At 66.2% G+C, this 25,887-nt stretch carries 28 protein-coding genes; 7 read left to right on the plus strand and 21 right to left on the minus strand.

Annotated elements, in window-relative coordinates:
- Positions 1-183: hypothetical protein (locus tag ACS5PJ_RS21920; RefSeq protein ID WP_439436979.1), on the plus strand; the 183-nt coding region annotated here is incomplete at its 5' end.
- Positions 184-481: 298 nt separating this feature from the next.
- Here the strand turns inward: ACS5PJ_RS21920 and ACS5PJ_RS21925 are convergent.
- Complete coding sequence (locus tag ACS5PJ_RS21925) at positions 482-1,969, minus strand: MDR family MFS transporter (RefSeq protein WP_439436954.1); 1,488 nt, start codon at positions 1,967-1,969, stop codon at positions 482-484.
- Between the two features lie 148 nt (positions 1,970-2,117).
- Between ACS5PJ_RS21925 and ACS5PJ_RS21930 the strand changes: the two genes are divergently transcribed.
- From ACS5PJ_RS21930 to ACS5PJ_RS21945, 4 genes are all read left to right on the plus strand, one after another.
- Complete coding sequence (locus ACS5PJ_RS21930; protein WP_439436955.1) at positions 2,118-3,032, plus strand: LysR family transcriptional regulator; 915 nt, start codon at positions 2,118-2,120, stop codon at positions 3,030-3,032.
- Positions 3,033-3,164: 132 nt separating this feature from the next.
- Entirely contained in the window at positions 3,165-4,262 is a 1,098-nt protein-coding gene (locus tag ACS5PJ_RS21935) for a tartrate dehydrogenase (RefSeq protein WP_439436956.1), read from the plus strand.
- 143 nt (positions 4,263-4,405) lie between these two features.
- Complete coding sequence (gene dctA, locus ACS5PJ_RS21940; protein WP_439436957.1) at positions 4,406-5,854, plus strand: C4-dicarboxylate transporter DctA; 1,449 nt, start codon at positions 4,406-4,408, stop codon at positions 5,852-5,854.
- A 1-nt stretch (position 5,855) separates the two neighbouring features.
- Complete coding sequence (locus ACS5PJ_RS21945; protein ID WP_439436958.1) at positions 5,856-7,016, plus strand: glycerate kinase; 1,161 nt, start codon at positions 5,856-5,858, stop codon at positions 7,014-7,016.
- Here ACS5PJ_RS21945 and ACS5PJ_RS21950 read toward each other — a convergent pair.
- Together ACS5PJ_RS21950 and ACS5PJ_RS21955 are read right to left on the minus strand one after the other, a co-directional pair.
- Entirely contained in the window at positions 7,013-7,579 is a 567-nt protein-coding gene (locus tag ACS5PJ_RS21950; protein ID WP_439436959.1) for a type 1 glutamine amidotransferase domain-containing protein, read from the minus strand. The two genes, ACS5PJ_RS21945 and ACS5PJ_RS21950, sit on opposite strands and share 4 nt — an antisense overlap.
- Positions 7,580-7,703: 124 nt before the next feature.
- Entirely contained in the window at positions 7,704-8,324 is a 621-nt protein-coding gene (locus ACS5PJ_RS21955) for a TetR/AcrR family transcriptional regulator (protein ID WP_439436960.1), read from the minus strand.
- A gap of 126 nt (positions 8,325-8,450) precedes the next feature.
- Here ACS5PJ_RS21955 and ACS5PJ_RS21960 point away from each other — a divergent pair, with 126 nt between their 5' ends.
- Positions 8,451-8,732, plus strand: a complete 282-nt coding sequence (locus tag ACS5PJ_RS21960) for a hypothetical protein (protein WP_439436961.1) — start codon at positions 8,451-8,453, stop codon at positions 8,730-8,732.
- A 50-nt stretch (positions 8,733-8,782) separates the two neighbouring features.
- On the opposite strand, the gene ACS5PJ_RS21965 is transcribed toward ACS5PJ_RS21960, so the two are convergent.
- From ACS5PJ_RS21965 to dacB, 18 genes are all read right to left on the minus strand, one after another.
- Complete coding sequence (locus ACS5PJ_RS21965; protein WP_439436962.1) at positions 8,783-9,493, minus strand: GAF and ANTAR domain-containing protein; 711 nt, start codon at positions 9,491-9,493, stop codon at positions 8,783-8,785.
- A gap of 9 nt (positions 9,494-9,502) precedes the next feature.
- The gene (locus ACS5PJ_RS21970; RefSeq protein ID WP_439436963.1) at positions 9,503-10,198 is read right to left on the minus strand and encodes a GAF and ANTAR domain-containing protein; all 696 of its coding nucleotides are present in this window, start codon (positions 10,196-10,198) and stop codon (positions 9,503-9,505) included.
- Between the two features lie 211 nt (positions 10,199-10,409).
- Positions 10,410-10,664 carry a hypothetical protein gene (locus tag ACS5PJ_RS21975; RefSeq protein WP_439436964.1) on the minus strand — a complete coding sequence of 85 codons (255 nt, stop codon included), beginning with the start codon at positions 10,662-10,664 and terminating at the stop codon, positions 10,410-10,412.
- 99 nt (positions 10,665-10,763) lie between these two features.
- Positions 10,764-10,985: a hypothetical protein gene (locus ACS5PJ_RS21980; protein ID WP_439436965.1), complete on the minus strand. Its 222-nt coding sequence runs from the start codon at positions 10,983-10,985 to the stop codon at positions 10,764-10,766.
- A gap of 248 nt (positions 10,986-11,233) precedes the next feature.
- Entirely contained in the window at positions 11,234-12,163 is a 930-nt protein-coding gene (locus ACS5PJ_RS21985; RefSeq protein ID WP_439436966.1) for a 4-phosphopantoate--beta-alanine ligase, read from the minus strand.
- Between the two features lies 1 nt (position 12,164).
- The gene (locus ACS5PJ_RS21990; protein WP_439436967.1) at positions 12,165-13,055 is read right to left on the minus strand and encodes a Rossmann-like and DUF2520 domain-containing protein; all 891 of its coding nucleotides are present in this window, start codon (positions 13,053-13,055) and stop codon (positions 12,165-12,167) included.
- A complete protein-coding gene (locus ACS5PJ_RS21995; protein ID WP_439436968.1) occupies positions 13,048-14,643 on the minus strand; it encodes a PH domain-containing protein in 1,596 nt (531 codons plus the stop codon). Before ACS5PJ_RS21995 ends, ACS5PJ_RS21990 begins: the two co-directional genes overlap by 8 nt.
- The gene (locus ACS5PJ_RS22000) at positions 14,640-15,152 is read right to left on the minus strand and encodes a PH domain-containing protein (protein WP_439436969.1); all 513 of its coding nucleotides are present in this window, start codon (positions 15,150-15,152) and stop codon (positions 14,640-14,642) included. The genes ACS5PJ_RS21995 and ACS5PJ_RS22000 overlap by 4 nt, the downstream gene beginning before the upstream one ends.
- Positions 15,133-15,669: a DUF3180 domain-containing protein gene (locus ACS5PJ_RS22005; RefSeq protein WP_439436970.1), complete on the minus strand. Its 537-nt coding sequence runs from the start codon at positions 15,667-15,669 to the stop codon at positions 15,133-15,135. The genes ACS5PJ_RS22000 and ACS5PJ_RS22005 overlap by 20 nt, the downstream gene beginning before the upstream one ends.
- 2 nt (positions 15,670-15,671) lie before the next feature.
- On the minus strand, positions 15,672-16,208 hold the full coding sequence (folK, locus tag ACS5PJ_RS22010) for a 2-amino-4-hydroxy-6-hydroxymethyldihydropteridine diphosphokinase (RefSeq protein WP_439436971.1): 537 nt from the start codon (positions 16,206-16,208) through the stop codon (positions 15,672-15,674).
- Entirely contained in the window at positions 16,205-16,609 is a 405-nt protein-coding gene (folB, locus tag ACS5PJ_RS22015) for a dihydroneopterin aldolase (RefSeq protein WP_439436972.1), read from the minus strand. Before folB ends, folK begins: the two co-directional genes overlap by 4 nt.
- Before the next feature lie 13 nt (positions 16,610-16,622).
- Positions 16,623-17,543: a dihydropteroate synthase gene (gene folP / locus ACS5PJ_RS22020; protein WP_439436973.1), complete on the minus strand. Its 921-nt coding sequence runs from the start codon at positions 17,541-17,543 to the stop codon at positions 16,623-16,625.
- A 10-nt stretch (positions 17,544-17,553) separates the two neighbouring features.
- Positions 17,554-18,198 (minus strand): GTP cyclohydrolase I FolE, encoded by a 645-nt coding sequence (gene folE, locus ACS5PJ_RS22025; protein ID WP_439436974.1) that lies wholly within the window; start codon positions 18,196-18,198, stop codon positions 17,554-17,556.
- 10 nt (positions 18,199-18,208) lie between these two features.
- Positions 18,209-20,275: an ATP-dependent zinc metalloprotease FtsH gene (gene ftsH / locus ACS5PJ_RS22030; RefSeq protein ID WP_439436975.1), complete on the minus strand. Its 2,067-nt coding sequence runs from the start codon at positions 20,273-20,275 to the stop codon at positions 18,209-18,211.
- 186 nt (positions 20,276-20,461) lie between these two features.
- Entirely contained in the window at positions 20,462-21,013 is a 552-nt protein-coding gene (gene hpt, locus ACS5PJ_RS22035; RefSeq protein WP_108597333.1) for a hypoxanthine phosphoribosyltransferase, read from the minus strand.
- 30 nt (positions 21,014-21,043) lie between these two features.
- Positions 21,044-22,144 carry a tRNA lysidine(34) synthetase TilS gene (gene tilS / locus ACS5PJ_RS22040; RefSeq protein ID WP_439436978.1) on the minus strand — a complete coding sequence of 367 codons (1,101 nt, stop codon included), beginning with the start codon at positions 22,142-22,144 and terminating at the stop codon, positions 21,044-21,046.
- Between the two features lie 51 nt (positions 22,145-22,195).
- Entirely contained in the window at positions 22,196-23,329 is a 1,134-nt protein-coding gene (locus ACS5PJ_RS22045; protein WP_439436976.1) for a zinc-dependent metalloprotease, read from the minus strand.
- A 234-nt stretch (positions 23,330-23,563) separates the two neighbouring features.
- On the minus strand, positions 23,564-25,063 hold the full coding sequence (gene dacB, locus ACS5PJ_RS22050; protein WP_439436977.1) for a D-alanyl-D-alanine carboxypeptidase/D-alanyl-D-alanine endopeptidase: 1,500 nt from the start codon (positions 25,061-25,063) through the stop codon (positions 23,564-23,566).
- 152 nt (positions 25,064-25,215) lie between these two features.
- Here dacB and ACS5PJ_RS22055 point away from each other — a divergent pair, with 152 nt between their 5' ends.
- The gene (locus tag ACS5PJ_RS22055) at positions 25,216-25,704 is read left to right on the plus strand and encodes an inorganic diphosphatase (protein ID WP_108600631.1); all 489 of its coding nucleotides are present in this window, start codon (positions 25,216-25,218) and stop codon (positions 25,702-25,704) included.
- The last annotated feature ends 183 nt before the right edge of the window (positions 25,705-25,887 follow it).

Consider the following 25,887-nt stretch of genomic DNA (forward strand, 5'->3'; position numbering starts at 1 on the left):
GTTGCCGGCGATGATGGCGTAGACATGGTTTTTGGCGTGCGTATCGACGCCGACGACAAAAGGGCGGGAATGCGCAACGATAGTCATGGCGGTTCTGGCACCTTCCTCTACTCGCGGATATGGCCAGGGCCGTACACGGCCGGTACCAGTCCGGGTAGAGGTCACTTCGGAACAACACTGTGACGAGCCACGCCCCCACGGGGCGGACAACCTTCTGATCAAGTTACCGAGGTGGGCCGGGTGGTGCCGGCCGCCAACCTCGCGGATGGACAGATCCCACTCAAAGACACCCCTTGCACCGGGGCCAGTCACTTAATGAGTCACATCCACGAGGCTGAGCGGCCAAACACCACTCTGCCAGCCAGTCCCAGACCAGCCACCAAAATCCTCACAGTCACTTAACGCCCGAAACGGGGCGCTGGAGGAGCCAGAAGTGACCCCGCGTTGGTCTGGGAGTGGGGAGTGGGCCTTGGGGTGTGGGCTAGTGGGCGGGTCCGTGACCCGGGGCTGCACCTTCGGTCTTGCGCATCATCGCGGAAAGCACGACGGCGGCAAGGGCTATGACGGTCGCCGTCAGGAAAGCGGCACTCATCCCCGCCACAAGGCCTGATGCGGCAGAGACCACGGCGAAGATGGACACCAGCAGGGCGGTGCCTGCAGCGCCGGCAACCTGCTGCGTGGTGCTCATGATCGCCGAACCGTGCGAGTACAGATGCGGCGGCAGCGGGTTCAGGCCCGTGGTGAACGCCGGGGTGAACAGCAGCGCCAGCCCAAAACTGAGCCCCACGTGAAGGGTGACGATCCACCACACCGCAGTGCCGGCGTCGAGCGTGGAGAACTGCCACAGGGCGAGCACCATCAGCACTGATCCGGTCACAGTGAGCGGCAGGGGGCCGATCCTGTCGAAGAGCCGCCCGATGACCGGACCCAGCAGGCCCATGGCCAAGCCGCCCGGGAGCAGAACCAGGCCGGTTTCCAGGGAACCCAGGCCGCGGATTTCCTGCAGGTACAGCGGCAGCAGAATGACGCCGCCGAAAAGCGCCATCATGGCCACCACCATCAGCAGCACCGAGACGGTGAACATGCGGAATTTGAAGGCCCGGAGGTCCAGCAAAGGAGCCTCGGCCTTCTGCAGCCGGACCTGGCGCAGGACAAAGACCGCCAGGCTGGCAACGCCGATGACGAGCGCCGCAATGGCTACCGCGCCGGGACCGGCCTGGCCGCCGTGTCCGCCGCCGATCTGGCTAAGACCGTAGACCAGGCCGCCGAAGGCCGGAACGGTGAGGAGGACCGAGAAGAAGTCGAGCTTGGTCTTCTCCGTTTCGCCGATGTTGGTCAGGTATTTGGCGCCGAGGGCGAGGGCGGCCAGTGCCACTGGCAGGACGAAGACGAACATGAAGCGCCAGGTGAAGTGCTCCAGGATCAGGCCGGAGACGGTTGGCCCCATGGCCGGAGCGACTGAAATGGCGATGCTGACGTTGCCCATGACGGCACCGCGCCTGGCCAGCGGGACAAGGGTGAGGATGGTGGTCATCAGCAGGGGCAGCATGATGGCCGTGCCGCCGGCCTGGACGATGCGCGCCAGCAGCAGGATTTCGAAGCCCGGCGCGATCGCTGCGAGTGCGGTGCCGCTGGCGAACAGTCCCATGGCAAGCATGAACACGGCACGCGTGGAGAGGCTCTGGAGGATGAAGCCGGTAGTGGGTATGACCACGGCCATGGTGAGCATGAAGCCGGTGGAGAGCCACTGAACCGTGGGCGCGTCCACGCCCAGGTCCACCATCAGCCGCTGCAGCGCAACGTTCATGATGGTTTCGTTGAGGATCACCACGAATGTCGCCACAAGCAGGGTGGCGATGATCGTCACCGATTCACGGGACATTTTCTCCGGCGCGGAGAGCTTCGGCGCCGCGGGCTGCGCAGGCTGGCCGGGCTGGCCGGCAGCGTTCGAAGAGACTTCTGTAGACATGGGTGTTCCCTCAGGGAGTTTGAAATGAGTGGCGCAAGCTTAAGAATGAAGTGGCGCGCGAGCATCGTCGCTGCAGATTCAAACACTCTACCGGCCGGAGTAATTCCTCCGCACGGCATTTTTCCTGGCCCGGCGTAGGCTATGGGGCGTGGACACCCGGAAACTGAAGTATTTCCTGGCCGTTGTTGACCATGACGGCTTCAACCGGGCGGCTGAACACCTGCTCATTGCCCAGCCGTCGTTGTCGCAAACCATCGCCGGCCTGGAGAAGGAACTCGGCGTGCCGCTCTTCCACCGCATCGGCCGCCGGGCGGTCCTCAGCGAAGCAGGCAGGGAACTGGTTGGTCCCGCCCGGCTGGTCATGAGGGACCTGGACGCCGCGCAGTCAGCGGTGCAGGCGCTGGCCGGTGTCCGCAGCGGCCGGCTGGACATCGTCACCATGCCCTCGCCCGGGATCGAGCCGCTGACCTCGATGATCGCGCGGTTCACCCGGCTGCACCCTTCGGTCCGGCTCAACGTGGACGCGGCGTTCACGCCGGAGGACGTCATCGAGTCCGTCCGCAGCGGCAGCTCGGAGATCGGGCTCGCCGGCTCGTCCTCCCCCATCCGGGTGCCGGGCGTTCAGGTCCTGGAACTGGAACGCCAGCCGCTGATCCTTATCGTCAATCCGCAGGCAGACACCTTCAGCGCAGGGACGTCCATCCAGCGCGAGGACCTGGGCGGGCACCGGCTGATCGCCAGCCAGCGCGGATCCCTGATGCGCTGGCTCGTCGACGACGCACTGGCCCACGGGGTGAACACCGAGATTGTGGTGGAGGTGGCCCACCGGACCTCCATCCTCCCGCTGGTCCTCGCCGGCGTCGGCCATGCCGTGATGCCGTCGTCGTGGGCGCCCACCGCACACAAGGCCGGGCTGCGGACGCTGCTGATCGAACCGGTCTCGCACCTGGATGTGGCCATCCTGAGCCGGAAGGAAGACCTGACCCCGGCGGCGAGGGCGTTCCTGAAGGTGGCCGGGCTTCACACCCAAGGCCAACCCGATCCCGCGACGGCTGACCAATAGGCTGAACCTATCTGCCGGATCGGATCTTGGTCTTGGACGCCCCGTGGCGGCAGCCCGTCTACTTGTGGAGGAAGAACAGTGTGACCCGCATGACAGGTTCACTGCCAACAAACTCAACGAGGAGGTAGGCACATGAGCGCCACCCGGAAATTCAGCATCGCGTCGATCCCTGCAGACGGTGTGGGCAAGGAAGTCGTCTCGGCCGGGCGCCGCGTCCTGGACGCACTGGCAGGGAACTCCGGCGGCAAGTTCGCCTTCGACTGGACCGAGTTCCCCTGGGGCTGCGGCTACTACGAAAAGACCGGCCAGATGATGGATCCCCAAGGCCTGGAAACCCTGAAGGACTTCGACGCCATCTACTTCGGCGCGGTTGGCTGGGAGAACGTACCGGACCACATCAGCCTGTGGGGCCTGCGGCTGAACATCACGCAGAACTTCGACCAGTGGGCCAACATCCGCCCGGTGAAGTTCCTCCCCGGCATCCAGTCCCCGCTGCGCAAAGCTGACAACACCGAGCTCGACTGGGTAGTGGTCCGCGAAAACAGCGAAGGAGAATACGCCGGGCTCGGCGGCCGAAACCTGAGCGGCCGCGGCCCCGGCAACGAGGTGGCCCTGCAGACAGCACTGTTCACCGAGAAGGGCTGCGAGCGGATCATGCGCTTTGCGTTCGACCTGGCCCGGACCCGCACGGTCAAGAAGGTTTCCTCCGTGACCAAGTCCAACGCCCAGCAGTACGGCATGGTCCTGTGGGACGAGGTCTTCAACCGCGTCGCACTGGACTACCCGGACGTACAGACGGAAAGCGTGCTGGTGGACGCGATGAGCGCCAAGTTCATCCTCAAGCCGGAGGACCTGTCGGTGGTGGTCGCTTCCAACCTGAACGCAGACATCCTCTCCGACCTCGGTTCGGCACTGGCCGGCAGCCTGGGGCTGGCGGCCAGTGCCAACCTGAACCCCGAACGCCGCTTCCCGTCCATGTTCGAACCGGTCCACGGCTCCGCCCCTGATATCGCAGGCAAGGGCATCAGCAACCCCATTGGCGCCATCGCCAGCGCTGCGCTCATGCTGGACCACTTCGGCCTGCATGAGGAAGCCCGCCTGGTTGAAGCAGCCATCGAGCAGACCACCGCCGCTGGGCACCTGACCCGCGACGTCGGCGGCGAAGCCACCACCGATGACGTCACCGAAGCCATCATCACGGCCCTCACCCGCACCCTGGCGGCCGTCTGACTTAAACGTACGACGGCGGCCAGCCGGCCGCCGTCGTACGTCACCCCCGAAAGCCCCCAACCATAAGCGGCGTCCCAAGGGCCCCGACACGAGCTTGCGAGTGCCGGGAAGGGACCTCCGCGTTCCACAACGAGGTAGGAATTATGGATCACAGCACCACCGCCGGCGCGGCAGCGCCGGCCAAGAAAACGGCCCGGACCCCCAAGACGCGTTGGTACCGGCAGTTGTACTTCTGGGTACTGACCGCCATTCTCATCGGCATCCTGGTGGGCTGGCTCGCGCCGGCCTTCGGCATCGCGATGGAACCGATCGGAACCACCTTCGTGAACTCCATGAAGATGCTCATCGGCCCCATCGTGTTCCTGACCATCGTGGGCGGCATCGCCAGCGTCGCGGACCTGAAGAAGGTCGGGATGACCGGCCTGAAAGCCCTGACGTACTTCCAGGTCGGCACCATCTTCGCCATGATCTTCGGTCTGGTGGCCATCAACGTCTTCCGCCTGGGTGACGGCGTCAACGCCGACGCCGGCTCCATCAAGACCTCGGACTCGGCCGCCAAGCTCATCGACGCCGGCGCGAAACAGGAATGGTGGCAGTTCCTCACCCACATCATCCCCAACAGCATCGTGGGCCCGTTCGTTGAAGGCGACATCCTGCAGATCATCTTCATCGCCGTCGTCTTCGGCATCGCACTGAACGCCATGGGCAAAGTGGGCGCCCCGGTCCTGGACGGCGTGCAGCGGCTGACCGGCGTGATGTTCAAGATCCTGGGCTTCATCATGAAAGCCGCCCCGATCGGCGCCTTCGGGGCCATGGCCTTCGCCGTCGGAAAGTACGGCGTGTCCTCCCTGACCAGCATGGGTGGCCTGATCGCCCTCTTCTACATCACCTCGATCCTGTTCGTGGTGGTGGTCCTCGGCTCCGTCATGGCCTTCCTGAAGCTGAACATCTTCAAGATGATCCGCCATCTCAAGGAGGAGTACATGCTCATCCTTGGCACGTCCACCGCCGAACCCGCCCTGCCCGGCCTGATGCGCAAGCTTGAACACGCAGGCGTGAAAAAGGAAACCGTCGGACTGGTTGTGCCCACCGGCTACAGCTTCAACCTCGACGGCGCCGCGATCTACCTCTCCCTGGCCGCCCTCTACATCGCCCAGGCCACGAACACCGACCTCACCATCGGCCAGCAGCTGGGCCTGCTCGCCGTCATGCTGCTCACCTCCAAGGGCGCTGCCGGAGTGGCCGGCGGTGGTTTCATCGCCCTGACGGCCACGCTGACCACGATCGGTACCATCCCGGCCGCCGGCATCATGCTCATCTTCGGCATCGACAAGTTCATGTCCGAATGCCGTGCCCTGGTGAACTTCACCGGCAACGCCGTTGCCACCCTCTTCATCGCCTGGTGGGACCGCACCCTGGACGCGGACCGTGCCCGCCGGGTCTTCAACGGCGAGGTTGTGGAACCCATGCCCACCGAGGATCCAATCCACCTGGACGGGGTCACCGACATCGACGACGATCCGGCCGAATACGGCCACCACACGCCCAAGCACCCCGCTGAGCGACGCCCCGCCTACTCGGAATCCAGCTGACATGACCACCACCGCCCCGAAAACCGTCCGGGCCCTCATCGCACCCGACAAGTTCAAAGGCAGCCTCACCGCCAACGAGGTAGCCGATGCGCTGGCCGCCGGACTCCGTTCCGCCGCAGGCTCCTCCGGCGGACCCGGGTCGGTCCACTGCGAACTGCTGCCCCTGGCGGACGGGGGTGACGGCAGCGTGGACGCCGCCGTCACCTCCGGCTTCACCCGGCGCACCTACACGGTTGCCGGACCCACCGGGCAGCACGTCCGGGCAGGCATCGCGTTCGACGGCGTCACAGCCCTCGTCGAGGTGGCCAACACCTGCGGGCTCGGCTTGCTGCCGGAGGGAAAGCCCGAGCCGCTGAACGCTTCAAGCAGGGGCTTCGGTGAGGCCATCCTCTTCGCCCTTAGCCTCAACCCGGCCCGGATCGTCCTTGCACTGGGCGGCAGCGCCAGCACCGATGGCGGCATGGGCATGCTCACGGCGCTGGGATTCAGCTTCCGCGATGCCGACGGCCGCCAGCTCTACGGCAGCGGCCGTGCCCTCGCCCGGATCGATTCCGTCCGGTGCACCGCACTTCCGGAACTGGCCGACACTGAACTGGTCCTTGCAAGCGACGTGCACAACCCCCTGTTGGGCTTCCAGGGGGCGCCGGCGGTCTTCGGTCCCCAGAAAGGGGCGACGCCTGAGGACGTCGCCGCACTGGAACTGGGATTGAGCCACCTTGTCAGCAAGCTGGGCGAAGCCGGATTCACCAAAGCCGCTGACCTGGCCGGACATGAAGGGGCCGGCAGTGCCGGAGGGATCGGCTTCGCCTGCCTTCTGCTTGGGGCAAGGCAGGTGTCCGGGGCGGATTACTTCCTGGACCTGCTGGATTTCAACACACGCAAGGACAACTGCGACGTGGTGATTACCGGGGAGGGGAGCATCGACGAGCAAACGCTGGCGGGAAAGCTTCCAGCCGCAGTGGCGCGGCGGGCAGGGGTCCGGCCGATCATTGCCGTGGCAGGCCGCTCGCTCCTGCCCCGGGAGAGCTGGCCGGAGATGTCCCTGGCCAAGGTGTACACGCTGGCCGAATACACGGATCGGGACTCTTCGAAAGACCCCGGATTTTCAGCGGCATTGCTTCGCCGGATCGGCAGGGACATCGGAACCGGCTTGTTGAACTAGGCGGTCTGGCCCGCGTGCCGGCCTTCGGAGATCTCCTCAACCACCTTGCTGTTGAAGGCGGGAAGGTCCTTGGGGCTGCGGCTGGTCACGAGGCCCTGGTCCACCACCACTTCCTCATCGCTCCAGTTGGCGCCCGCGTTCTTCAGGTCGGTCTGGAGCGTGTGGTACGAGGTCACGTTGCGGCCCCGGATCACGCCGGCGTCGATCAGCAGCCACGGTCCGTGGCAAATGGCGGCTACAGGTTTGTGCTGTTCGAAGAAGTTGCGTGTGAAGTCCTGGGCATCCTTGTCCACGCGAAGATGATCGGCGTTCACTACCCCGCCGGGGAGTACCAGGGCGTCGAAGTCCGACGCATTGGCCTCCGCCACCGTAAGGTCCACGGTGAACGTATCGCCCTTGTCCGTGCCGTTGAAGCCCTGCAGCCGGCCGCCTGAAAGGGCCACCAGGGTGGGTTCGCCGCCGGCTTCCTTTACTGCCTGCCATGGGCTGGTGAGCTCGACCTGCTCGACGCCGTCGGTCAACAGGAATGCAACCTTCTTGCCTGCGATGCTGTGCTCTGACATTTTTCCTCCTTCGGGGGGCGGACCTGGCGCGCGTTGACCGGGCACAGGGCTGCCTCAAGAGTTGAGTGTCTGACTCATTCAGCCTAGGAAAGCATCAAGTGATAAGCAAGCTGACTATGTGGCTTCAGCTGCGGTGGTGCTCGATGAGCCAACCGGCCATCTGCTGGGCCCGCTTCGCCGCTCCGGTGTCGCCCTCGGAGGCCGAGACGATGGAGCCCTTCATCAGGATGTGCCAGGACCGGGAGAAGTCCTCGGTGCGCTGCAGCCCCGCTTCCACAGCGAGGGCCTGCACATGACCCCGGATCTTTGCCAGGTAATCGATGCTGGCTTGACCGAGGGGATGTGCGGGGCCCATTTCCAGCAGGACGTTAATGAATGAGCAGGCCTCAAAGTCGTCGCGGACGAACCAGTCACCAAAGACGTCAAAGATGGCCAGCAGCTGTTCGGTGGGGGTGGTGCCGCGCAGCCTGGCCTGGCTGACGATGGCTTCTACGGTCCAGAGCTGGTCCCGCTGCGCCAGGAAGGCCAGAACGAGTGAATCCTTCGAAGGGAAATGCCGGTAAAAGGTTGCCTTGGCCACGCCTGAGCGCTCGATCAGCTCGTTGACGCCGACGTCCCGCACGCCCCGGCGGGAGAAAAGATCGTAGGCCACGGCGAGAATCCGGCTCCGGGAATCGGCAGGGTGAAGCGACGCCACTACCTGGATTTCAGCAGGGGTTTGCCCGGGCTCTGCACCTTGATTCATCGTACGAACAGTTTACCCCTCAAGGGAGACAGACCGGTCTTACTCGCGGTATTCTATTTTCCAGCGCAGTGCTTCGACGCCGAGGGACCCATCAGGAATCCGCCGGCCTGGTGCAAGGAGGCCCCGATGTCAGCAGAGCGAGTGTTCGAATTCATACCCTGCGAAGAGTCCGATCCGTGGATTGAAGGTGCGGCTGCTTCCGCGGAAGTCCGGCAGTTCGCCCGGGAATCCCTCCGGTGGCAGGCCCAGGAAATCATCGATGAGGTGCTGGCAGGAACCGCCCCGGGCGAGGAGCTGGCCAGGGCCAGGCTGCGCCGGTGCGTGGCACGGAACCCCGGCCGGCCGGAACGCGCGCTCCTGCAGCAGCTGATGATTAACCGCGATCCCCAGGGCGGGTCGTCGCAGTAAGCAGTACGCAGTAAGCAGTCGGAGGTCACAGCACGAGGTTAACTTCGGCCTTACAGGGTCAGGCTGCGGTCCACGATGTGCCGGGCGGTCATGTGAAGGCTCTGGCTGTTGGCGCGGGCATGGCTGCGGAGGCGGTTGAACGCTTCATCCATGTCCACTCCGGCGGTATGGGCGATGACGCCCTTCGCCTGTTCGATCAGGACCCGGGTGTTCAATGCGCGCTGAAGCTGCTCATTGACCAGCACCGCTTCCCGAATGGTCCGCTCCTGCATAATGCTGATCGTTGCCACGTCCGCGAGCGCCTGCCCGATCGCCGCGTCTTCTGCGCTCAGGGCACCCTCCTGGTCCCCGAAGAGGCCCATCGCCCCGATGATCCTGCCATGAACCCGCATTGGCACAGCATGAACCGAGCGGAAGCCCTGGGAGAGCGCGGCCTCGCGGAACTCCTGCCAGTGAGCAAGGTTGGCGACGCTCTCCACCTCCACTGCCTTCCCGGTGAGGTAGCACTCAACGCAGGGGCCGGCCCCTGCCCGGAGCTGCAGGATTTCCACGAGCCGGCTTTCCTCGCTGGTGGATGCCACAACCTGAAGTTCCCCGCTGGGATCAGCCAGGAGCAAGCCCGCGGCTGCTACGTCCAGCAGGCCCACAGACTCCTCCACGAGGGTATGGAGAAGGTCCACGACGTCGTAGTCGGCCACGAGCGTGTCCGTGATCTTCACGAACGCCACGCTGACGCGCTCGGCGCGCGTACTGATTCCCATGGCGCTATTTTACTGCAGGGTACGTCCGCCCGGCCCACCGTTGGCGGGGTCAAAGCTGAGGCGGCCCTCGAGCACAGAAGCGGCTGTCTCCTTCAACGTGAGGTCATGGGCAAAGGCGTACGCCCGCAACAGGAGCAACGACTCGGCCGCCGTGGCACCGGACTGCGCCAGAACCATTCCGGTGGCCTGGTGGATCTCCCGCCGGGACATCAGCGCCGGTTCAAGAACCGGATCGGTCTCCGGGGAACTGAGGTTGAGGATCTTGCGCAGAAGGTACCAGGAGGTCTGTCCGGCAAGCACCGACGCCGTCGCCTGGCCTGATCGGCTCAGGTTTCCGGGTGAGGCGCGGTACAGCTCAACGACCCCCAGGTCCACCGCGCCGACTGACAACGGAAAGACAAACAGTGCAGCTGCCTTCGTCCCCTGGATCGCCCTGTGGAACATTGGCCATCCATGGTCTGCCGCGGACTGGGCGTCGGGGACCAGCACGGGCAACCGGGTTTGCAGTGCGCGCCACCGCGGGCCTTCGCCGAGGTTGAACTGCAGTTCGTCCAGGCGTGCGGCCAGGTCGTCGGTGGCCGAGACCAGGGTTTCGGCGGCCGACCCCCCGAACAGGGACACCGCGGCACCCGTTACGGGCAGCTTGGCCAGATAGGGGGCACATACGTCGTCCTCACCCGCGACCATGCCTGGTGCACTTTCCATGGTGAGCCTCTGATCCCTGAATCATCCCGCTGTGAGAGGACCGGCTGCAGGCTGAACCGGAACGGCGGAGTCGTCACTTCAAGGATACCCACTGCCGCCTTTCGGGGTCGCCGGTAAAGGCCCTGACGCCGGGCACAGCGAACCGGGCGTCAGGGCTGCGCCGGTTCCGGACGTCTGCATTAGCCAGTTCCGTGAATAACCAGTTCGGTGCTTAACCGGCTCCGTGATTAACCAGTTCCGAGGTTTCCATGAGGTGGGCCAGGAGGGCCTGTTCCGGAGAGCCCGGGTGGGCGGCCAGGCTTCGGCGCAGACGCCAATGGACCTCGGCCAATTCCGGCGACGTGTCGTCGAGGATGGAGTCGATGATCTCGCGGGCCTGCCAGCCGATCGGCGTGAATCCGCCGGCCGGAACCCCTTCCACGGCCAGGCCGCCCACTGCGGCGTCATTGGCTCCAGCGCCCGCCACTACAGTGTTTTCCTGCAGAGCGCCTTCCCCTGCAGCGCGTTCCGCTGGGCGGGGAAGGACTCGGAATGTGCTTTCTAGGTAAACCATCAAGGCCTCCGCCTAAGGGTCCTGCCGTTCACGGGTCTCGCCGAAAGGTACGGTCTCACTGACCGCCACGGTGTAGGTGTCGTACGCATGGCGGGTCACGAGGATCCCGCACAAGCCGGTGACTGCTGCGTGCTGGCGGGCCAGGTCAACAGCCGAATTGAGATAGTCGTCCAAGGCGGACGCGTCATGGACTTTGACGAGGTAAGACAGTCCGTCTTCTACTGTGCGGATCATGGATTCGCTCCTGGGGGATGCAGGGCCGGGAGGGCCAGGGGAATAAGGGGTGCAGGCGGGCGGCCCGCCATGCATGCGGCTGCGTTGGACAGGCGAGAGCCGGGCAACACAAAAGCCGAGGGGGATTCAGAGGTGAGGTACGGGGTGCCCGTGGTTGAGTGTTCCTCCTGGAGTACGCCAAATAGGGCGATGCCAGGGTCCGGGGCAACAATTTCAGCATACCGGAAGAGCCGATCCTCGAACAGGGATCAGGAGCTGAGCGGCACGTTGTCTATCAGCCGGACCGGCCCCACCTTGGCCGCGATGATCGCCAGGCCCTCACCGCGGAACGGCACCTTCCGGCAGTTTTCGGCGAGCGGCTCCAAGGTACGCGGATCCACCACGTCAAAATAGTCCAGTTCAAGCTGCGGCTGTGATTCAACGAGTGCCCGCACTGAATCCGGATCCAGCGGTTCGTGCGCGTTCGCGCGTTCCTCCACCAGCCGCAGCGCCCGCGAGAGCACCAGGGCTGCTTCACGCTGCTCAGCTGAGAGGAACCGGTTGCGGCTGGAAAGAGCCAGCCCGTCTTCCGAACGCACGGTGGGCACCGCCACGATGTCGACAGGGAAATTCAAGTCTGCCACCATCCGCCTGACCAGTGCCAGCTGCTGCGCGTCCTTTTGCCCGAAATAGGCGCGGTAAGAGGGCAGTCCCCCACTGCCGCCCGAAACGAACGCGCCCGACGGCGGCAACCCGGCACCCGGGGTGCCGTAGTGGAGCAGTTTGGCAACCACGGTCAGGGCGCCGTCGAAATGACCCGGCCGGGATGCCCCTTCCCACTTCTCCCCCAGGGCGCCTGCGCTTACGCGCACCAGAGGCTGGCCACCGGGATAGACCTCCTCCACGGCCGGAGCGAATACCAGGTCCACGCCCTGCTCTTCCAGCAGGGCCAAATCGGCATCTAGTGTCCGCGGGTACCGGTCCAGGTCCACGGCATCACCGAACTGCAGCGGGTTCACGAAGATGGATGCCACCACCACGTCGTTCTGTTCGACGGCGGTCCGCGCCAATGTGGCATGCCCCTCGTGGAGCGCGCCCATGGTGGGCACGAGGCCCTGTGAGCGGCCCTGTTTCTGCACCAGCAGCCGGGCACCCGCGTCCCGAAGCTCCGCCGCCGTTGTCACCAGTTGTATGGCCATGTCAGTTTCCTTCTTCCAGGGCAGCCCGGATTGCACCCAGCTGGTCGGCCTTGAGCAGCCCGCGGCTTTCCGCCCGCCGGGCGGTGGCGCGGGCCATGGCGAGATAAGCCTCCAGCACATCGCTGTGCGCGCCGGCGTCGTACTCGCGAAGCGCCTCGGCGTGTGCCTGCACGGTACCCACGTCGCCACGGGCCACCGGCCCGGTCAGCGCCGATTCACCGGAGGCCAGTGCGTTTTCCAGTGTGGCGCGCAGCAGCGGTCCAAGCATCCGTTCGGGCGCCTCCACGCCCACGTCCCGCAGCAGCTGGGACGCCTGCGCCACCAGGGTGACCAGATGGTTGGAGCCGTGGGCAAGGGCAGCGTGGTACAGGGTGCGGTCCGCTTCGGCAATGGCCACCGGCTCAGCACCCATCTCCACGACGAGGGCCTGGGCGATGGGCAGCATCGCGGCATCCGCGGTGACCCCGAACGTGCAGTCAAGCAGGCGGGCGAGGTCCAGGCTCATCCCCGTGAACGTCATGGCCGGGTGCAGGGCCAGCGGAATCGACCCCGCCGCCCGGACCGGACGGAGAACCCCCACCCCGAACCGGCCTGACGTGTGGGCCACGATCTGCCCCGGCTGCCAGGCACCGAGTTTCGCCAGTCCGTCAACCAGACCGGCCAGGGCGTCGTCCGGCACAGCGAGCAGCACCAGTTGGGAGCGCTCAACGATGTCCTGGATCTCCAGGACCGGCACGCCGGGCAGCAACGCCTCCGCGCGTTCGCGGCTGGCGTCGGACACCGCTGAAACCCCGACGACGGCGTGCTCGGCAGCGCGCAAAGCCGCGCCAAGGACGGCGCCCACTTTGCCGGCACCAATGATTCCGACGCCAAGGCGTCCGGGCTTAGCCACGTTGCGGGCCTTCCTGTTGGGGTGTGAGGGACGGGGTGCTGCCTGATCCAGCCGACTCAACGGCGGGTGCCGCCAGGGCGTCCGCCGGGGTTTCGGTCGCCTCCGCCACCGGCACGGCGGTTTGGAGCGGCTCCACCACCTGCGCCAGCCAATGTTCGGTGGTCTGGCGCTTGCGGGCCAGGCGGGCCCGGGCTGCCTGCTCATCGAAAAGGGTGCGTGCTTCATCAAGGCCGGCCTGGATCAGCCTCGGCGACACCGGCCCCGCCGTGGTGTGCAGGACGAGGTCCGCCAGCCTGAACCGCCGCGCGAGCGGACCCTGGTGCAACGCCAGGGACTGGGTCCGCTGGTGCGGCACCACCACCAGCTGCCGCCACCAACGGCCTGAGCGGATCAACAGGGCGGTGTCCGTGGCCGTGAATCCGTTGCGGCGCCAACCCAGCGGTGCCAGCAGTCTGCCGCGCCGCGGGGTGGTGACAAAACCGCCGTCGGAATCCAGCCCGCTGAGGCCGGCCGCGAAAATCCTTCCGGGTTCCGCCGTGCCCGGGTCCGAGAGCACCAGCGAGAGCATGCTCATCACCTCAGGCAGCCTGCCTACCGGCAGCAGTGTGGTGCGCGATGACACCTCGCCGTTGCTGCCCAGTGCGCCGTACCCGGCCACGTTGACCTGGATCCGGTACCAGCCGAAGACCCGCCACAGCGGCGACTGGGCCACTTTCAGGGCCTGGATCCTGCCGGGCGGGAGCGTCTGGGCCTGGGTGTCCAGGAGCCCGTACCGCAGCCGGATCCCGTCCGGGGAAATGGCGGCGGTGAAGTTGTAGCCCTTGTTGAAGGAGCCCCAGTAGCTGGCTGCCAGTCCCAGTGCCGCGGGAATCAGGTAGAAGTAGAAGCCGCGGTTCTCCGTCACGGCGGACAGGATCACGGAGGCGACGCCGCCCAGCACCACAAAAAAGCTTTGCTCGCTCAGGAGCAGCGACCCGATAAGGCGCGACGGCGGCACTGACAGGACCTGATGTTCCGGCGCTTCCGGGGCGGGTTCCTGCGGGCGTCCGGGGTCCTGGACCACTCCGGCAGCGCGCGCCAGGATGTCGGCCCGAAGCTGCCGGGCATCGTCCATCCGCAGGAACGCCAGGCGCACAGCGGATTCACCGGCGTCCGCAACCTCGAACTTGAGCTCGGCCAGCCCGAAGATCCTGGCCAGGAGCGGCTGGACGATGTCGATGGCCTGGACCCGGTCCAGCCGGGCCTGCCGTTGCTGGCGGAAGAGGAAGCCGGAGTTCACCCGGACGTAGCCTCCGGAAACCTGGTACTTCGTGAAATACCACTCGAGGATGAAACCGGCCACGGTGGCCAGCAGCACCACGCCGCCGGCTGCCACAAGCCAGGGCGCCCTGCCGGCGAAGTCTTCTTCGAATACAGGCCGGCCCTGCAGCATCCGTTCGAAAATGTCCCGGCCGAAGAAAAAGCCAATGGCCGCCAGCGCCAGCCAGCCGCGCACGAAAGGCGAAGCAGGGTGGACCCGCAGCCACCCGGCGTCGGGCGTTTCCGGAAGCACTGCAGGCGCGCCGGGCTCCGGAACGTCTGCGGTCACAGTCCTGCCAGCCTGGCTTCGCCCCGCGCGGCGAGCTGCTCGCGCAGGCGGGCCCCCTCCGCGGAGGGAAGCCCGGGGATCAGCGCGTTGGTCCCGGGCGCGGCAGTGTGCAGTTTGAGGGTGCAAAGCCCCAGCCCGCGCTCCACCGGTCCCACCGCGATGTCCACGTACTGCATCCGCCCGTACGGGACCGCCAGGGTCCGCTGGAAGAAGATGCCGCCGCGGACCAGCAGGTCATCGTCCCGCTCGGCGTAGCCGATGGCCCGCACCTGGCGCGGGATCAGCGCGAGCCGCCACAGCGCCAGGACCAGTGTCACGGCCGGGACGGTGATGGCCAGCCAGAGCGGCGGCCACTCCCACCAGCCCAGGAGAACAAGCACCAGGGGGAGGGACAGGATCAACACGGCTGCCAGATTGGCGATGGCCCACTCGACCAGCCGCACGGTGATGTACTTCGGCGAGACCCGCTGCCAGCTGATGCCGGGGGGATCAATCGCCTCGGTACGCATATTCGCCTTCCCCTGCGGCTTCACCCCGGGGGCTCCGTTTGCCCTCGCCGGGCGTTTCGGTGTCCTCGGGCGGGATCTTGCAGAACTTCTCCACCAGCAGGCCAACCACAATCATCACCAGGCCACCGCCGGCCATCGCGACCGCCACCCAGGTGATGCTCTGGTCGCTGCGGAGGTTCCAGATCCGCAACTGGTCCAGGAAGATCCCGGCGTGCCAGCCGAGCAGGACGGTGCCCGCGTACGCGCACGCCTGGGCCAGCACCAGGGTCCGGGCAGCCAGGATCGGATTCAGTGGCGTCTTCTTCTTGGCGGCGTCGCGGTTGCTGTTGCGCCACCTGAGGATCCGGATGCCAAGAATGAGGGTGATGGCAACGATCACCCCCATGGAAGCCAGCGCCGTGGCCGGAAGGACGGGGGTGGCCAGGCTGTACCGGCTGGTCACCACCGTGGCAGACCAGCCGGCGACGGCCATGACCAGGCCGATCAGCATCAGACGGAACGGATTGATGGGCTTCACGGCTACTCCACCGCCCCGGCTGTGGGGACGCCGTCGTAGTCGCCGAAACCGTCAAACGGGGCAAGATCGTCAAAGTCGGACGCACGGGCGGCGAGGACGCTGATGCGTTCGCCGTTCAAGGTGGCCGCCGGCTCAATAAGGGACCAGGGGTACAGGACAAAGGCGCGCTGGGCCGCCAAAGGGTGCGGGAGGGTAAGGGCGGGGTCGTCGCTGGTGACGTCGCCGTAGGTGATGATGTCGACGTCGAGCGTGCGCGGCCCCCAGCGCACTTCCCGGACGCGGTGGTGCTTGTTTTCCACTGCCTGGCAGTGCTTCAGCAGTCCTGCGGGGTCCAGCGTTGTTTCAACGGTGATGACCATGTTCAGGAAGTCCGGCTGGCCGGCCGGGCCGCCAACGGCCTTGGTCTGGACTACGGGGGAAACGGCGAGCAGCCGCACCTCCGGCGGGTCCACCAGGTCCGCGACTGCTTCGGACAGGGTGTCGTTCCGTTCGCCCAGGTTGCTGCCGAGGGCAAGCACTGCCTTGGTGTAACCGCTCATGGCTGCTCCCCGTTTATCGGGGCATCAGCTGTTTGGACATCCTGCTGCCGGGTCCGGTGCACGCTGACGGCCACATCGCCGAAGGGGACCTCGATGGGGGCCTGGGGTTTGTGGACGGTGATGTCCACGGCCCGGACGTTGAAGTCGCTCAGCAGGGAATCGGCGATCCGGACGGCCAGGGCCTCGATCAGGTTCAGCGGCTCCCCGGTGATCCAGTCCTTGATCCGTTCCGCCACCTCACCGTAGTGCGCGGTGTCCCGGACGTCGTCGGATTCCGCGGCTTTGGTGAAGTCCAGGTGCAGCACGGCGTCCACGACAAACGGCTGGCCCTCGCGGCGTTCAAAATCAAACACGCCGTGATGGCCGACGGCGGTGACACCGCTCAGCGTAATCCTGTCCATGGGTTCCCCGGCCCTAGTGGTTTGTGTGTGCAGCAGCCAAGCGTGAGGCGACCTTGACGGCGTCAAGGCTTGGTCCGACGTCGTGCACGCGGACCGCCCAGGCGCCACGGTAGGCGCTGATGGCGGTAATCGCGGCCGTGGCGGCGTCGCGTTCTTCCGGGGCCGCGGACTTTCCGGCGACCGTGAGGAGTGTCCCGAGGAAGCGCTTGCGGGAGGCGGCCACCAGGACCTTGTGCCCCAGGCTGTCCAGCTGGTCGAGGTTCTGCAGGAGTTCCCAGTTCTGGGCGTCGTTCTTGGCGAAGCCCAGGCCCGGGTCCACAATGATCTGGTCCGGGCTGACGCCGGCTGCGTAGAGCTTGTCACGAACACCGGCGAGCTCCGCCACGACCTCGGCGGCGACGTCCTGGTAATCGGCCAGCGAATTCATGGTGCGGGCGTCGCCCCGGCGGTGGGTGAGCACGTACGGAGCTTTGGACGAAGCCACCAGCTCCGCCATCTCGGGCTCGATGGTCAGGCCTGAGACGTCATTGATGATGGCGGCACCGGCTGCCAACGCCGCCGCGGCCGTGGAAGCGTGGGTGGTGTCGATGCTGACCAGCGCACCGGCCTTGACCAGGGCCTGGATGACCGGGACCACCCGGCGCTGTTCTTCCTTCGGGCTCACGTCTTCGGCACCCGGACGTGTCGATTCACCGCCGACGTCGATGATGTCCGCCCCGGCGTAGAACATCCGCAGGCCCGCCGCGATGGCGGTGTCCGCGGTGGCGTGCTTACCGCCGTCGCTGAAGGAATCCGGAGTGACGTTGAGGATACCCATGACCAGGGTGCGGTCCGTGGGCAGGTCTGCGAACCTGGCGGCCGGGCGCGGTTTGCGCAGGATGGGCAGCGGCGATGTTGCCGGCCCGGTTCCCGGGGCTGCTGCGAGTGAGTCCATGGTCTGATTGTTACCTTCCGAGGATGAGGCTCATGGCTTCGGCACGGGTGGCCGGGTCATGGAGCTGCCCGCGGACCGCACTGGTGACGGTCTTTGCTCCGGGCTTGCGGACACCGCGCATTGACATGCACATGTGTTCGCATTCAACAACGACGATCGCACCACGGGGTTTGAGGTGGGTGACCATCGCTTCGACGATTTCGGTGGTGAGGCGCTCCTGCACCTGCGGACGGCGGGCATAAATGTCCACCAGCCGGGCCAGCTTGCTCAGCCCGGTCACTTTTCCGTCATGTGAGGGGATGTAGCCCACGTGGGCCACCCCGTGGAACGGCACCAGGTGATGCTCGCACGTGGAATAGAAGGGAATGTCCTTGACCAGGACCAGTTCCTCGTGGTCCAGGTCAAAGGTGGTGGAGAGGACGTCCGCGGGATTATGGTGCAGCCCGGCGAAGACCTCGGCGTAGGCCTTGGCTACCCGCTTGGGGGTGTCCACGAGGCCGCCCCGGTCCGGATCTTCACCGATGGCCAGCAGGATTTCGCGGACGGCGGCTTCGATCCGCGGCCGGTCCACTTTTTCGTGCTTCTTGTGGTGGGATCCACCCTCCCCGGGGTGCATGGCGGAGTCGTGGGCGTCGTCGTCGTCGAAGTGAGTCACAGGAGAAAGCTTAGCCGCGCAGGGCTTCGGGCCCCGAGTCGGGGATGCCGCCCTGGAACGGAGCGTCCTCCGGCACACCCTGGGGGTGCGGCGGCTGGGCGTCCAGCGGCTCCTCGAGGCGGGCGTGCTTTGCCTCTTCCTGGGCTTCCCGTTCGGCCTTTTCCTGGCGGGATTCCACCGGGCCGGCCTGCTGCACAGGACGGGTTTCCTTGGACAGCCACACCTCGCGGAAGTCACGCTTGCGGATTTCGGTGAAGATGTCCGCAATCTCCGCCTGGTTCAGGGTTTCCCGTTCCAGGAGTTCCAGGGCCAACTGGTCCAGGACGTCGCGGTTTTCGGTCAGGATGGCATAGGCCTCGTCATGCGCCTGGTCGATCAGGCGACGCACTTCCTCATCCACCACGTAGGCGATCTGGTCGGAGTAGTTGCGTTCGTGCCCGGCATCGCGGCCCAGGAACGGCTCGCCGCCGCCCTGCCCGAGACGGACAGCTCCCACCCGTTCGCTCATGCCGTACTCGGTGACCATCTTGCGGGCCGTGGCGGTGGCCTTTTCGATGTCGTTGGATGCGCCGGTGGAGGGGTCGTGGAACACAATCTCCTCGGCTACCCGGCCGCCCATGGCGTAGGCCATCTGGTCCAGCAGTTCGTTGCGGGTTACGGAGTATTTGTCGTTATCCGGCACCACCATGGTGTAGCCCAGGGCGCGGCCGCGGGGCAGGATGGTGATCTTGGTGACCGGCGCGGAGTTCCGCAGGGCCGCCGCCACCAGGGCGTGGCCGCCTTCGTGGTAGGCGGTGATCTTGCGCTCGTGTTCCTTCATGACGCGGCTGCGTTTCTGCGGGCCGGCCATGACACGGTCGATCGCCTCGTCCAGGGCGCGGTCGTCGATGAGGTTGGCGTTGGAGCGCGCCGTCAGCAGCGCGGCTTCGTTGAGCACGTTGGCGAGGTCGGCACCCGTATAGCCGGGGGTCTTCTTGGCCACGCTCTTGAGGTCAACGCCGGGCGCCATCGGCTTGCCCTTGGCGTGCACCTGGAGGATCTGGTCGCGGCCGATCAGGTCCGGTGCCTCAACCGTGATCTGGCGGTCGAAACGGCCCGGCCGCAGGAGGGCCGGGTCCAGGACGTCCGGACGGTTGGTCGCTGCGATCAGGATGACGTTGGTCTTGACGTCGAAGCCGTCCATCTCAACCAGCAGCTGGTTCAGGGTCTGCTCGCGTTCGTCGTTGCCGCCGCCGATGCCGGCGCCGCGGTGGCGGCCAACGGCGTCGATCTCGTCAACGAAGATAATGGCCGGCGAGTTCGCCTTTGCCTGCTCAAAAAGGTCGCGGACGCGGGAGGCGCCAACGCCGACAAACATTTCCACGAAGTCGGAACCGGAGATGGAGAAGAAGGGAACCCCGGCCTCCCCGGCGACGGCGCGGGCCAGGAGGGTCTTGCCGGTTCCGGGAGGGCCGTAGAGCAGCACGCCCTTGGGGATCTTGGCGCCGACAGCCTGGAATTTCGCGGGTTCCTGCAGGAATTCCTTGATCTCCTGGAGTTCCTCCACTGCCTCGTCGGCACCGGCAACGTCGACGAAGGTCACCTGCGGCATGTCCTTGTTGACCATCTTGGCCTTGGACTTGCCGAACTGCATGATCTTCGAGCCGCCGCCCTGCATGCGGGTCATCAGGAACCAGAACAGTGCGCCAAGAAGGATCACGGGGATCAGGAGCGAAAGCAGGCCTGAGAACCAGTTGCTTTCGATCGGCTGGTCGGTGTAGCCGTTGGCGGGCTTGGCGGCGGTGACGGCCTTGACGACGTCGGCGGCGCGGGCGTCAACGAAGAAGAACTGGACGCTCTTGCCCTTGTCCTGGCCGTCCACGGTCAGGTTGTCCTTCAGGACCAGGTCAACGCGGTTTTCGCCGTCGAAGATTTTTGCCTGCTCCACCTTGCCGCCGTCGGCGAGGAGCTGCAGGCCTTTATCGGTGTCGATACGTGCCGCACCGCCGGGAGCCAGCGTTGCAAAGGCCACGAGGAGCATGGCGATCACAACAACGATCCAGATACCCGGGCCCTTGAAGAAACTCTTAGCTTTCATCTTGTTCGGGGGCTGGCCCCGTCCCTCCTGGTAGTGCTGCACGGCGAGTGGTCTGCGCACGTGATGGTGCTGCGTCAGCTTCTAGCTATACACCGTCCGGTGTAATTCACGCATGGAGCCGCCCAAAAGTTCCCTCTGGGCGTAGCGGGACCGGTGCGCAGCCATGGCCGGCGGCACGGGAGCGGGTTACTCGTAGACGTGCGGGGCGAGCGTGCCCACGAAGTCCAGGTTGCGGTACTTCTCGGCGTAGTCCAGGCCGTAGCCCACTACGAATTCGCTCGGGATGTCGTAACCGACATACTTGACGTCGATCTTGACCTTGGTGGCCGCGGGCTTGCGGAAGGCGGTGCAGATCTCCACCGACGCGGTGCCGCGGGATTCGAGGTTGGTCTTCAGCCAGGACAGTGTCAGGCCGGAGTCAATGATGTCCTCGACGATCAGGACGTCCTTGCCCATCAGGTCGGTATCCAGGTCCTTGAGGATGCGGACAACCCCTGAGGACTGGGTGCCGGAACCGTAGGAGGAAACTGCCATCCAGTCCATGGAGACATGGCTGTGGAGCGCGCGGGCGAGGTCTGCCATGACCATCACCGCACCTTTGAGGACGCCAACGATCAGCAGATCGCGGCCTTCGTAGTCCTTGTCGATCTGGGCAGCGAGTTCACCGATCCGCTGTTGGATCTGTTCCTTGGTGTAGAGAACGTGCTTGAGATCTGCCTGGACGTCGTTTGAATCCACCAATGGCTCCTGTGTAGATGCGGGATGCGACTAATTTTTGGGCGGTTGTTGAGGCCGGAATACTAGCTTCCCACAGCGGGCACCTTCGCGGGGAACAGGAGTCCCGTCCCCGGGCCGGCGGGCGTCCGCTGCGGCCAGGCCCCCGACGTCGGGTTCTGCACGCTGCGCCAGCGAGAGCCGGTACACGCTCACGCCGCCGGGTAGCTCCACCGGACCGGCGGATCCCTGCCGCCGAAGCAGCGCTTCGGCAGCGAGGAGGCGCTGGTAGCTGGGCTGCTGGCCCCCGACGTCGGCGGCTGCCTTGGCGATCACCCGGAACCTGATGGCCGGGGCAAGTGCGCCCAGGGCGTCTTCCGGGAGGCTCAGTTCCCGCCCGGAACGCTCCACCAGGGCAGCGAATGTGCTGTTAGCCACCTCCTCGAGGTAGTCGGCGTCCAGCTGCAGGATGGACGCCGTCCGGGCAAGTGATTCCGCCACTCCGGGGCCGAGTTTTTCCTCCAGCAGCGGCAGGACCTCCACCCGGGTCCGCGAACGGGCAAAAGCGGGATCCGCGTTGCTGGGATCGTGCCAGGGTTCGAGTTCCTCGGCAGCGCAGACCGCCAGGGTGTCAGCGCGCCGGAGGCCCAGGAAAGGCCTCAGCAACATGCCGCGGGCGGGCCGCATGCCGGCGAGGGAGCGGGTGCCGGACCCGCGGGCGAGGCCGAGGAGGACCTGCTCGGCCTGGTCGTCCAGGGTGTGGCCGAGGAGGATTGCGTCGGCGCCCTGTTCGTGGGCTTCCGCCTCCAGCGCTGCGTGGCGTGCGTCCCGCGCGGCGGCTTCCGGGCCCATGCCGGTGGGTGCCACCACGACGGTCCGGACCACCACCGGAGCGAGCCCGAGTTCCTTCAGGGTGCGGGATGTCCGGGCAGCCACCCCGGCAGAGCCGTCCTGGAGCTGGTGGTCCACCACCACCGCCCCGACCGTGATGGGGTGGCCGTCCACGTGCCCGCGCCGGGCGAAATACGCCGCCACGGAGGCGAGGGCCAGCGAGTCCGGTCCCCCGCTGCACGCCACCAGCACATGTGCGGGATAGCCCGCCTCTGCAAGGGCGTTCTGGAGTGCTTTACGCGCAGTGCCGACGACGGGCGCCAGCCTGCCGGGCCGTCGTCGTCCGCTATGAAAGTTTGAGCGGGCCTCAGGCAACTACAGGCCCATCCGGTCAAGCCACAGCTTGGCATCATGGATCTCGGGTTCGGTGGGAAGGTGGTCAGCGGACTCCCACACCCGGTTGAAGCCTTCCATGCCCGCTACGTCCACCACTGCGCGGACAAACTTGGCGCCGTCGGAGTACTGCCGCATCTTGGCGTCCAGGCCCAGCAGGTTGCGGATGAATTTCTCCATCACCCCGCGGTCCTTGCCCCGGTCCGTGAAGCGCTGCCGGATGGTCTTCACCGACGGGACGATGCTGGCGTCGACCCCGTCCATGACCACGTTGGCGTGGCCCTCCAAAAGGCTCATCACTGCCGTCAGATGGGAGATGGCAGCCTTTTCCTCCGGGTTCTGCAGCAGGTCCAGGATGGCGCCACGGCCCGGTGTGTTGCCGTTGGCGCTGCGGTCCTTGAGGGACCGGGCGGCCGCGGAGGCACGTTCCATGAGCGTGTCAACGTTTCCCAGCAGGTGGCCGCTGAGGTCGTCGATCTGCTCGAGCATGTGGTGGCGGAGCCACGGCGCCGCCGCGAACTGCACACGGTGCGTCTGCTCATGCAGGCAGACCCAGAGACGGAAATCCTCCGGTGCGACGTTGAGCTCACGCTCGACTGCGACGATGTTGGGCGCCACCAGCAGCAGCCGCCCTGCCGCCGGGGCTTTGGAACCTTCCGCGAGCGCGGCAAACGGATCGTACTGGCCCAAAACCTTGCTGGACAGGAACGCCAGGACCGCACCCAGCTGGCTGCCGGTGATGGCTCCGCTGACGCTGGCGGCCGCGGGGCTGAGGGTGCCGCGGCGGCTGGCGAGCATCTTTTCCATGGCGGGCTTGAGCATCACGGCGAAGCTCTGCGTATTCGCCTTGGCCCAGTTTGCCCGGTCCACCACCAGGACGGACGAGTCCCGGAGGTCCCTTGCCGCTTCCAGGCCGGTGATCTCGTGGACGTGCGGCACCGAGGCATCCGCGAGGCGGCGCAGGCTGTCCACGGCGTCGTTAATTTCCCCTGTATTCAGGGTTGGACCCGCCGAAGCCAGCCGGGCCGCGGTGGAAGCTGCGAGGTCCCAGTTAATCAGGGCCTGGGCGGGGCTGGATGTTGCCGGTGCTGACGAATCACGTGCAGTGGACTCCATGGTTCCCATCAGATCACAGCGGGCGGCGGATAGCCCTTAAGTTCGCTGACCGGCGAACGCCCACACCTTTCACAGGCGGCCCACAGGATGCCGAAAGCCCTGTCCCGCCCAAGCCACTTAGAGGAGACGCCATGATCCCGTACCGTCCCATTGCTCCCCTGACCGTCGGGCCAGGCACGGGTTGGAGGTCCGTGCTGGCCGCCGTCGTAATGGCCGCCGTCCTGGGCACCACAGCTACCGGCAGCCGCAGGCAGCGAGCGCCGTGGCTGCACGGTCCAGGGCTTCCCTGTTTCCGGCTGCTCCCGGTGTCAGCCCGTTGCCGATGAAGGAGAAGACCAGCAGGCGGCCGTCCGCATCCACCACATAGCCGCTGAGCGCGATCACCGAGTTCAGTGTTCCGGTCTTGGCCCGCACCAGGCCGGCACCGCGGACCGTGGCCTCGCCTGAGTAACGTTCGTCCAGGGTTCCGGTCAGGCCTGCCACCGGAAATCCGTCCAGGGCGGCGCGCAGCCTGGTGTCCGGACCGGTGGTGATGGCACGCACCACCTCGGCGAACTGGCGGGCGGAGACCTGGTTAGCCAGCGCCAGCCCTGACACGTCGGCGAGACTCATGCCGGCCGTCGGGATACCCAGCTCCTCGAGCCGGGCACGGACAGCAACAGTGGCACCCTCATTGCTGGCCGGGCCGCCGGAAGCTGCCGACGCCATCCTGCCCAGCACCTCAGCCAGGTAGTTGTCCGAGGACTGCAGCATCAGGTCCACCTGCTCGCTTACAGTGGCGGACCGCACCTCGGCCAGAACCACCGGTAGCGCTTCCGCCGCCGCTCCCCCGGTTCCGCCGGGTGAATAGCGCTCGACGCCGGGGGCCACCGTGAGTCCCGCAGCGAAACCCGCCGCCTTGAGCTGGGCGGCGAACGCCTCCCCTGCCGTGATGGCAGAATCCTGCGGACGCGGGCCGGTCGTAACGGCGGGATCGAAACGCGCCGAGTTCAATGCGATGGGGAATAACGGCGCAACCTCGCCTGCGGCAACGTCTCCCTGCTCCCAGGCCGGGTTCAGGGACGGGCCGCTGAACAGGGAATCGTCCACCAGGACCTTGAGCCCGCCGGCCGGTTGCGAATCTTTGAGCGCGGCCACCGTGGCCGCGGCAAGGGAAGCGAGCCCGGCGTGGCCCATCACCTGATCCGGCGCTGACCCGCCGGCTCCGAGGAGGACATCGCCGCCGCCGGCCAGTACCACCTGATCCGGGCTGGGACCTGCCAGTACCCTGGTGCTGAACCGGTGCCCGGGCCCCATGGCGCGCAGTGCGGCAACAGCCGTGAGCAGTTTCATGTTGGAGGCGGGGATCCGGTTCTCCGGCCCCCCGCGGTCAAACAGGACCTGGCCGGTGAGTGCATCCTGGACCAGCCCCGTAAAGGTGCCGCCGCCGTCGGGCTTCAAAGCGGAGTCAAGCTGCGCGGTGACAGCGGACCCAAGCGGCACCGGCGCTGAATCCTGCAAAGGGGACAGGCCCTGCCGGGCGGAAAGTGCCGTGGGAGCCTGCTGCCAGGCCGGTGTTTCCGGCACCGCCGCGGGCGGCGGACCCACGAAGGCCGGGGCGATCAGCAGGCCGGCGGGGACGGTCAGGATGACGATCAAAGCAAGGAGCAGCGCGGTGGGCAACGCCCGCAGCCCGGGGTGGGACCTGCGCGGGGACGCATCCTTGGACACGTCCGTGGCCGCTGTTTCCTTCATGCTGGTGCTGGTCCTCAAGTCCTGAAATATCCTTGCCAGTTCCTGAAACCTGGGCCTCTCGCTATATCCTCAATAATAGTCGGCGGCACCGACACTCCTTTTGCGGTTCGTCTTCTGTGCCGCGAACCCCTGCAATTGCCGAGGAGCATTCCATGAAGCATGACGTGACAATCGAGATCCCCAAGGGGTCCCGCGTCAAGTACGAAGTTGACCACGAGACCGGCCGCGTCCGCCTGGACCGCGTCCTCTTCACCTCCATGCAGTACCCCACCCACTACGGGTTCTTCGAAAACACCCTGGGCGAGGACGGCGACCCGCTGGATGCACTGGTGCTCCTGCAGGACTTCGATCTGCACCCCGGCGTCATCGTCGAATCCCGCCCCATCGGCGTTTTCAACATGACCGACGACGGCGGCGGCGACGCCAAGGTCCTGTGCGTCCCTGTTGACGCCCGCTTCGACCACATCCAGGAAGTCAGCGACGTCAGCGAATTCCTGATCAAGGAAATCGAGCACTTCTTCACCCGCTACAAGGACCTGGAGCCGGGCAAGTGGGTCAAGGCCGAGGGCTGGGGCGACCGCGCCGCCGCCGAGGCCGAACTGGAAGCCTCCATCAAGCGTTACGTGCCGGTGGCTCACTAGTCCCCACCGCTTATCCTCACCGCCTAAAGCAACGCGGGGTCACTCCGCGCCCGATTCCGACCCTCAAAGTCAATGGGTCGTTGCAACTTTGGGGCTAGGCTGCGGCGGCGATGAGTTGGCGCATACGTTGTTTGGGGGTCTCGAGGTTCAGTGTGGGGCGTGGCCGGTTGTTGAGTTTGTTGG

The organism is Pseudarthrobacter cremeus (assembly GCF_051857465.1).
In the GTDB taxonomy this organism is placed as follows: Bacteria; Actinomycetota; Actinomycetes; order Actinomycetales; family Micrococcaceae; genus Arthrobacter.

Coding starts and splice junctions, on each gene's coding strand:
- ACS5PJ_RS21925 (WP_439436954.1), bottom strand. CDS start 1,969: ATGTCTACAGAAGTCTCTTCGAACGCTGCCGGCCAGCCCGGCCAGCCT.
- ACS5PJ_RS21965 (WP_439436962.1), bottom strand. CDS start 9,493: ATGGGAATCAGTACGCGCGCCGAGCGCGTCAGCGTGGCGTTCGTGAAG.
- dctA (WP_439436957.1), top strand. CDS start 4,406: ATGGATCACAGCACCACCGCCGGCGCGGCAGCGCCGGCCAAGAAAACG.
- ACS5PJ_RS21945 (WP_439436958.1), top strand. CDS start 5,856: ATGACCACCACCGCCCCGAAAACCGTCCGGGCCCTCATCGCACCCGAC.
- ftsH (WP_439436975.1), bottom strand. CDS start 20,275: ATGAAAGCTAAGAGTTTCTTCAAGGGCCCGGGTATCTGGATCGTTGTT.
- ACS5PJ_RS21950 (WP_439436959.1), bottom strand. CDS start 7,579: ATGTCAGAGCACAGCATCGCAGGCAAGAAGGTTGCATTCCTGTTGACC.
- ACS5PJ_RS22055 (WP_108600631.1), top strand. CDS start 25,216: ATGAAGCATGACGTGACAATCGAGATCCCCAAGGGGTCCCGCGTCAAG.
- ACS5PJ_RS21980 (WP_439436965.1), bottom strand. CDS start 10,985: ATGATCCGCACAGTAGAAGACGGACTGTCTTACCTCGTCAAAGTCCAT.
- folK (WP_439436971.1), bottom strand. CDS start 16,208: ATGAGCGGTTACACCAAGGCAGTGCTTGCCCTCGGCAGCAACCTGGGC.
- ACS5PJ_RS21970 (WP_439436963.1), bottom strand. CDS start 10,198: ATGGAAAGTGCACCAGGCATGGTCGCGGGTGAGGACGACGTATGTGCC.
- folP (WP_439436973.1), bottom strand. CDS start 17,543: ATGGACTCACTCGCAGCAGCCCCGGGAACCGGGCCGGCAACATCGCCG.
- ACS5PJ_RS21985 (WP_439436966.1), bottom strand. CDS start 12,163: ATGGCCATACAACTGGTGACAACGGCGGCGGAGCTTCGGGACGCGGGT.
- dacB (WP_439436977.1), bottom strand. CDS start 25,063: ATGAAGGAAACAGCGGCCACGGACGTGTCCAAGGATGCGTCCCCGCGC.
- ACS5PJ_RS21960 (WP_439436961.1), top strand. CDS start 8,451: ATGTCAGCAGAGCGAGTGTTCGAATTCATACCCTGCGAAGAGTCCGAT.
- ACS5PJ_RS22000 (WP_439436969.1), bottom strand. CDS start 15,152: ATGCGTACCGAGGCGATTGATCCCCCCGGCATCAGCTGGCAGCGGGTC.
- ACS5PJ_RS21935 (WP_439436956.1), top strand. CDS start 3,165: ATGAGCGCCACCCGGAAATTCAGCATCGCGTCGATCCCTGCAGACGGT.
- ACS5PJ_RS22045 (WP_439436976.1), bottom strand. CDS start 23,329: ATGGAGTCCACTGCACGTGATTCGTCAGCACCGGCAACATCCAGCCCC.
- folB (WP_439436972.1), bottom strand. CDS start 16,609: ATGGACAGGATTACGCTGAGCGGTGTCACCGCCGTCGGCCATCACGGC.
- ACS5PJ_RS21955 (WP_439436960.1), bottom strand. CDS start 8,324: ATGAATCAAGGTGCAGAGCCCGGGCAAACCCCTGCTGAAATCCAGGTA.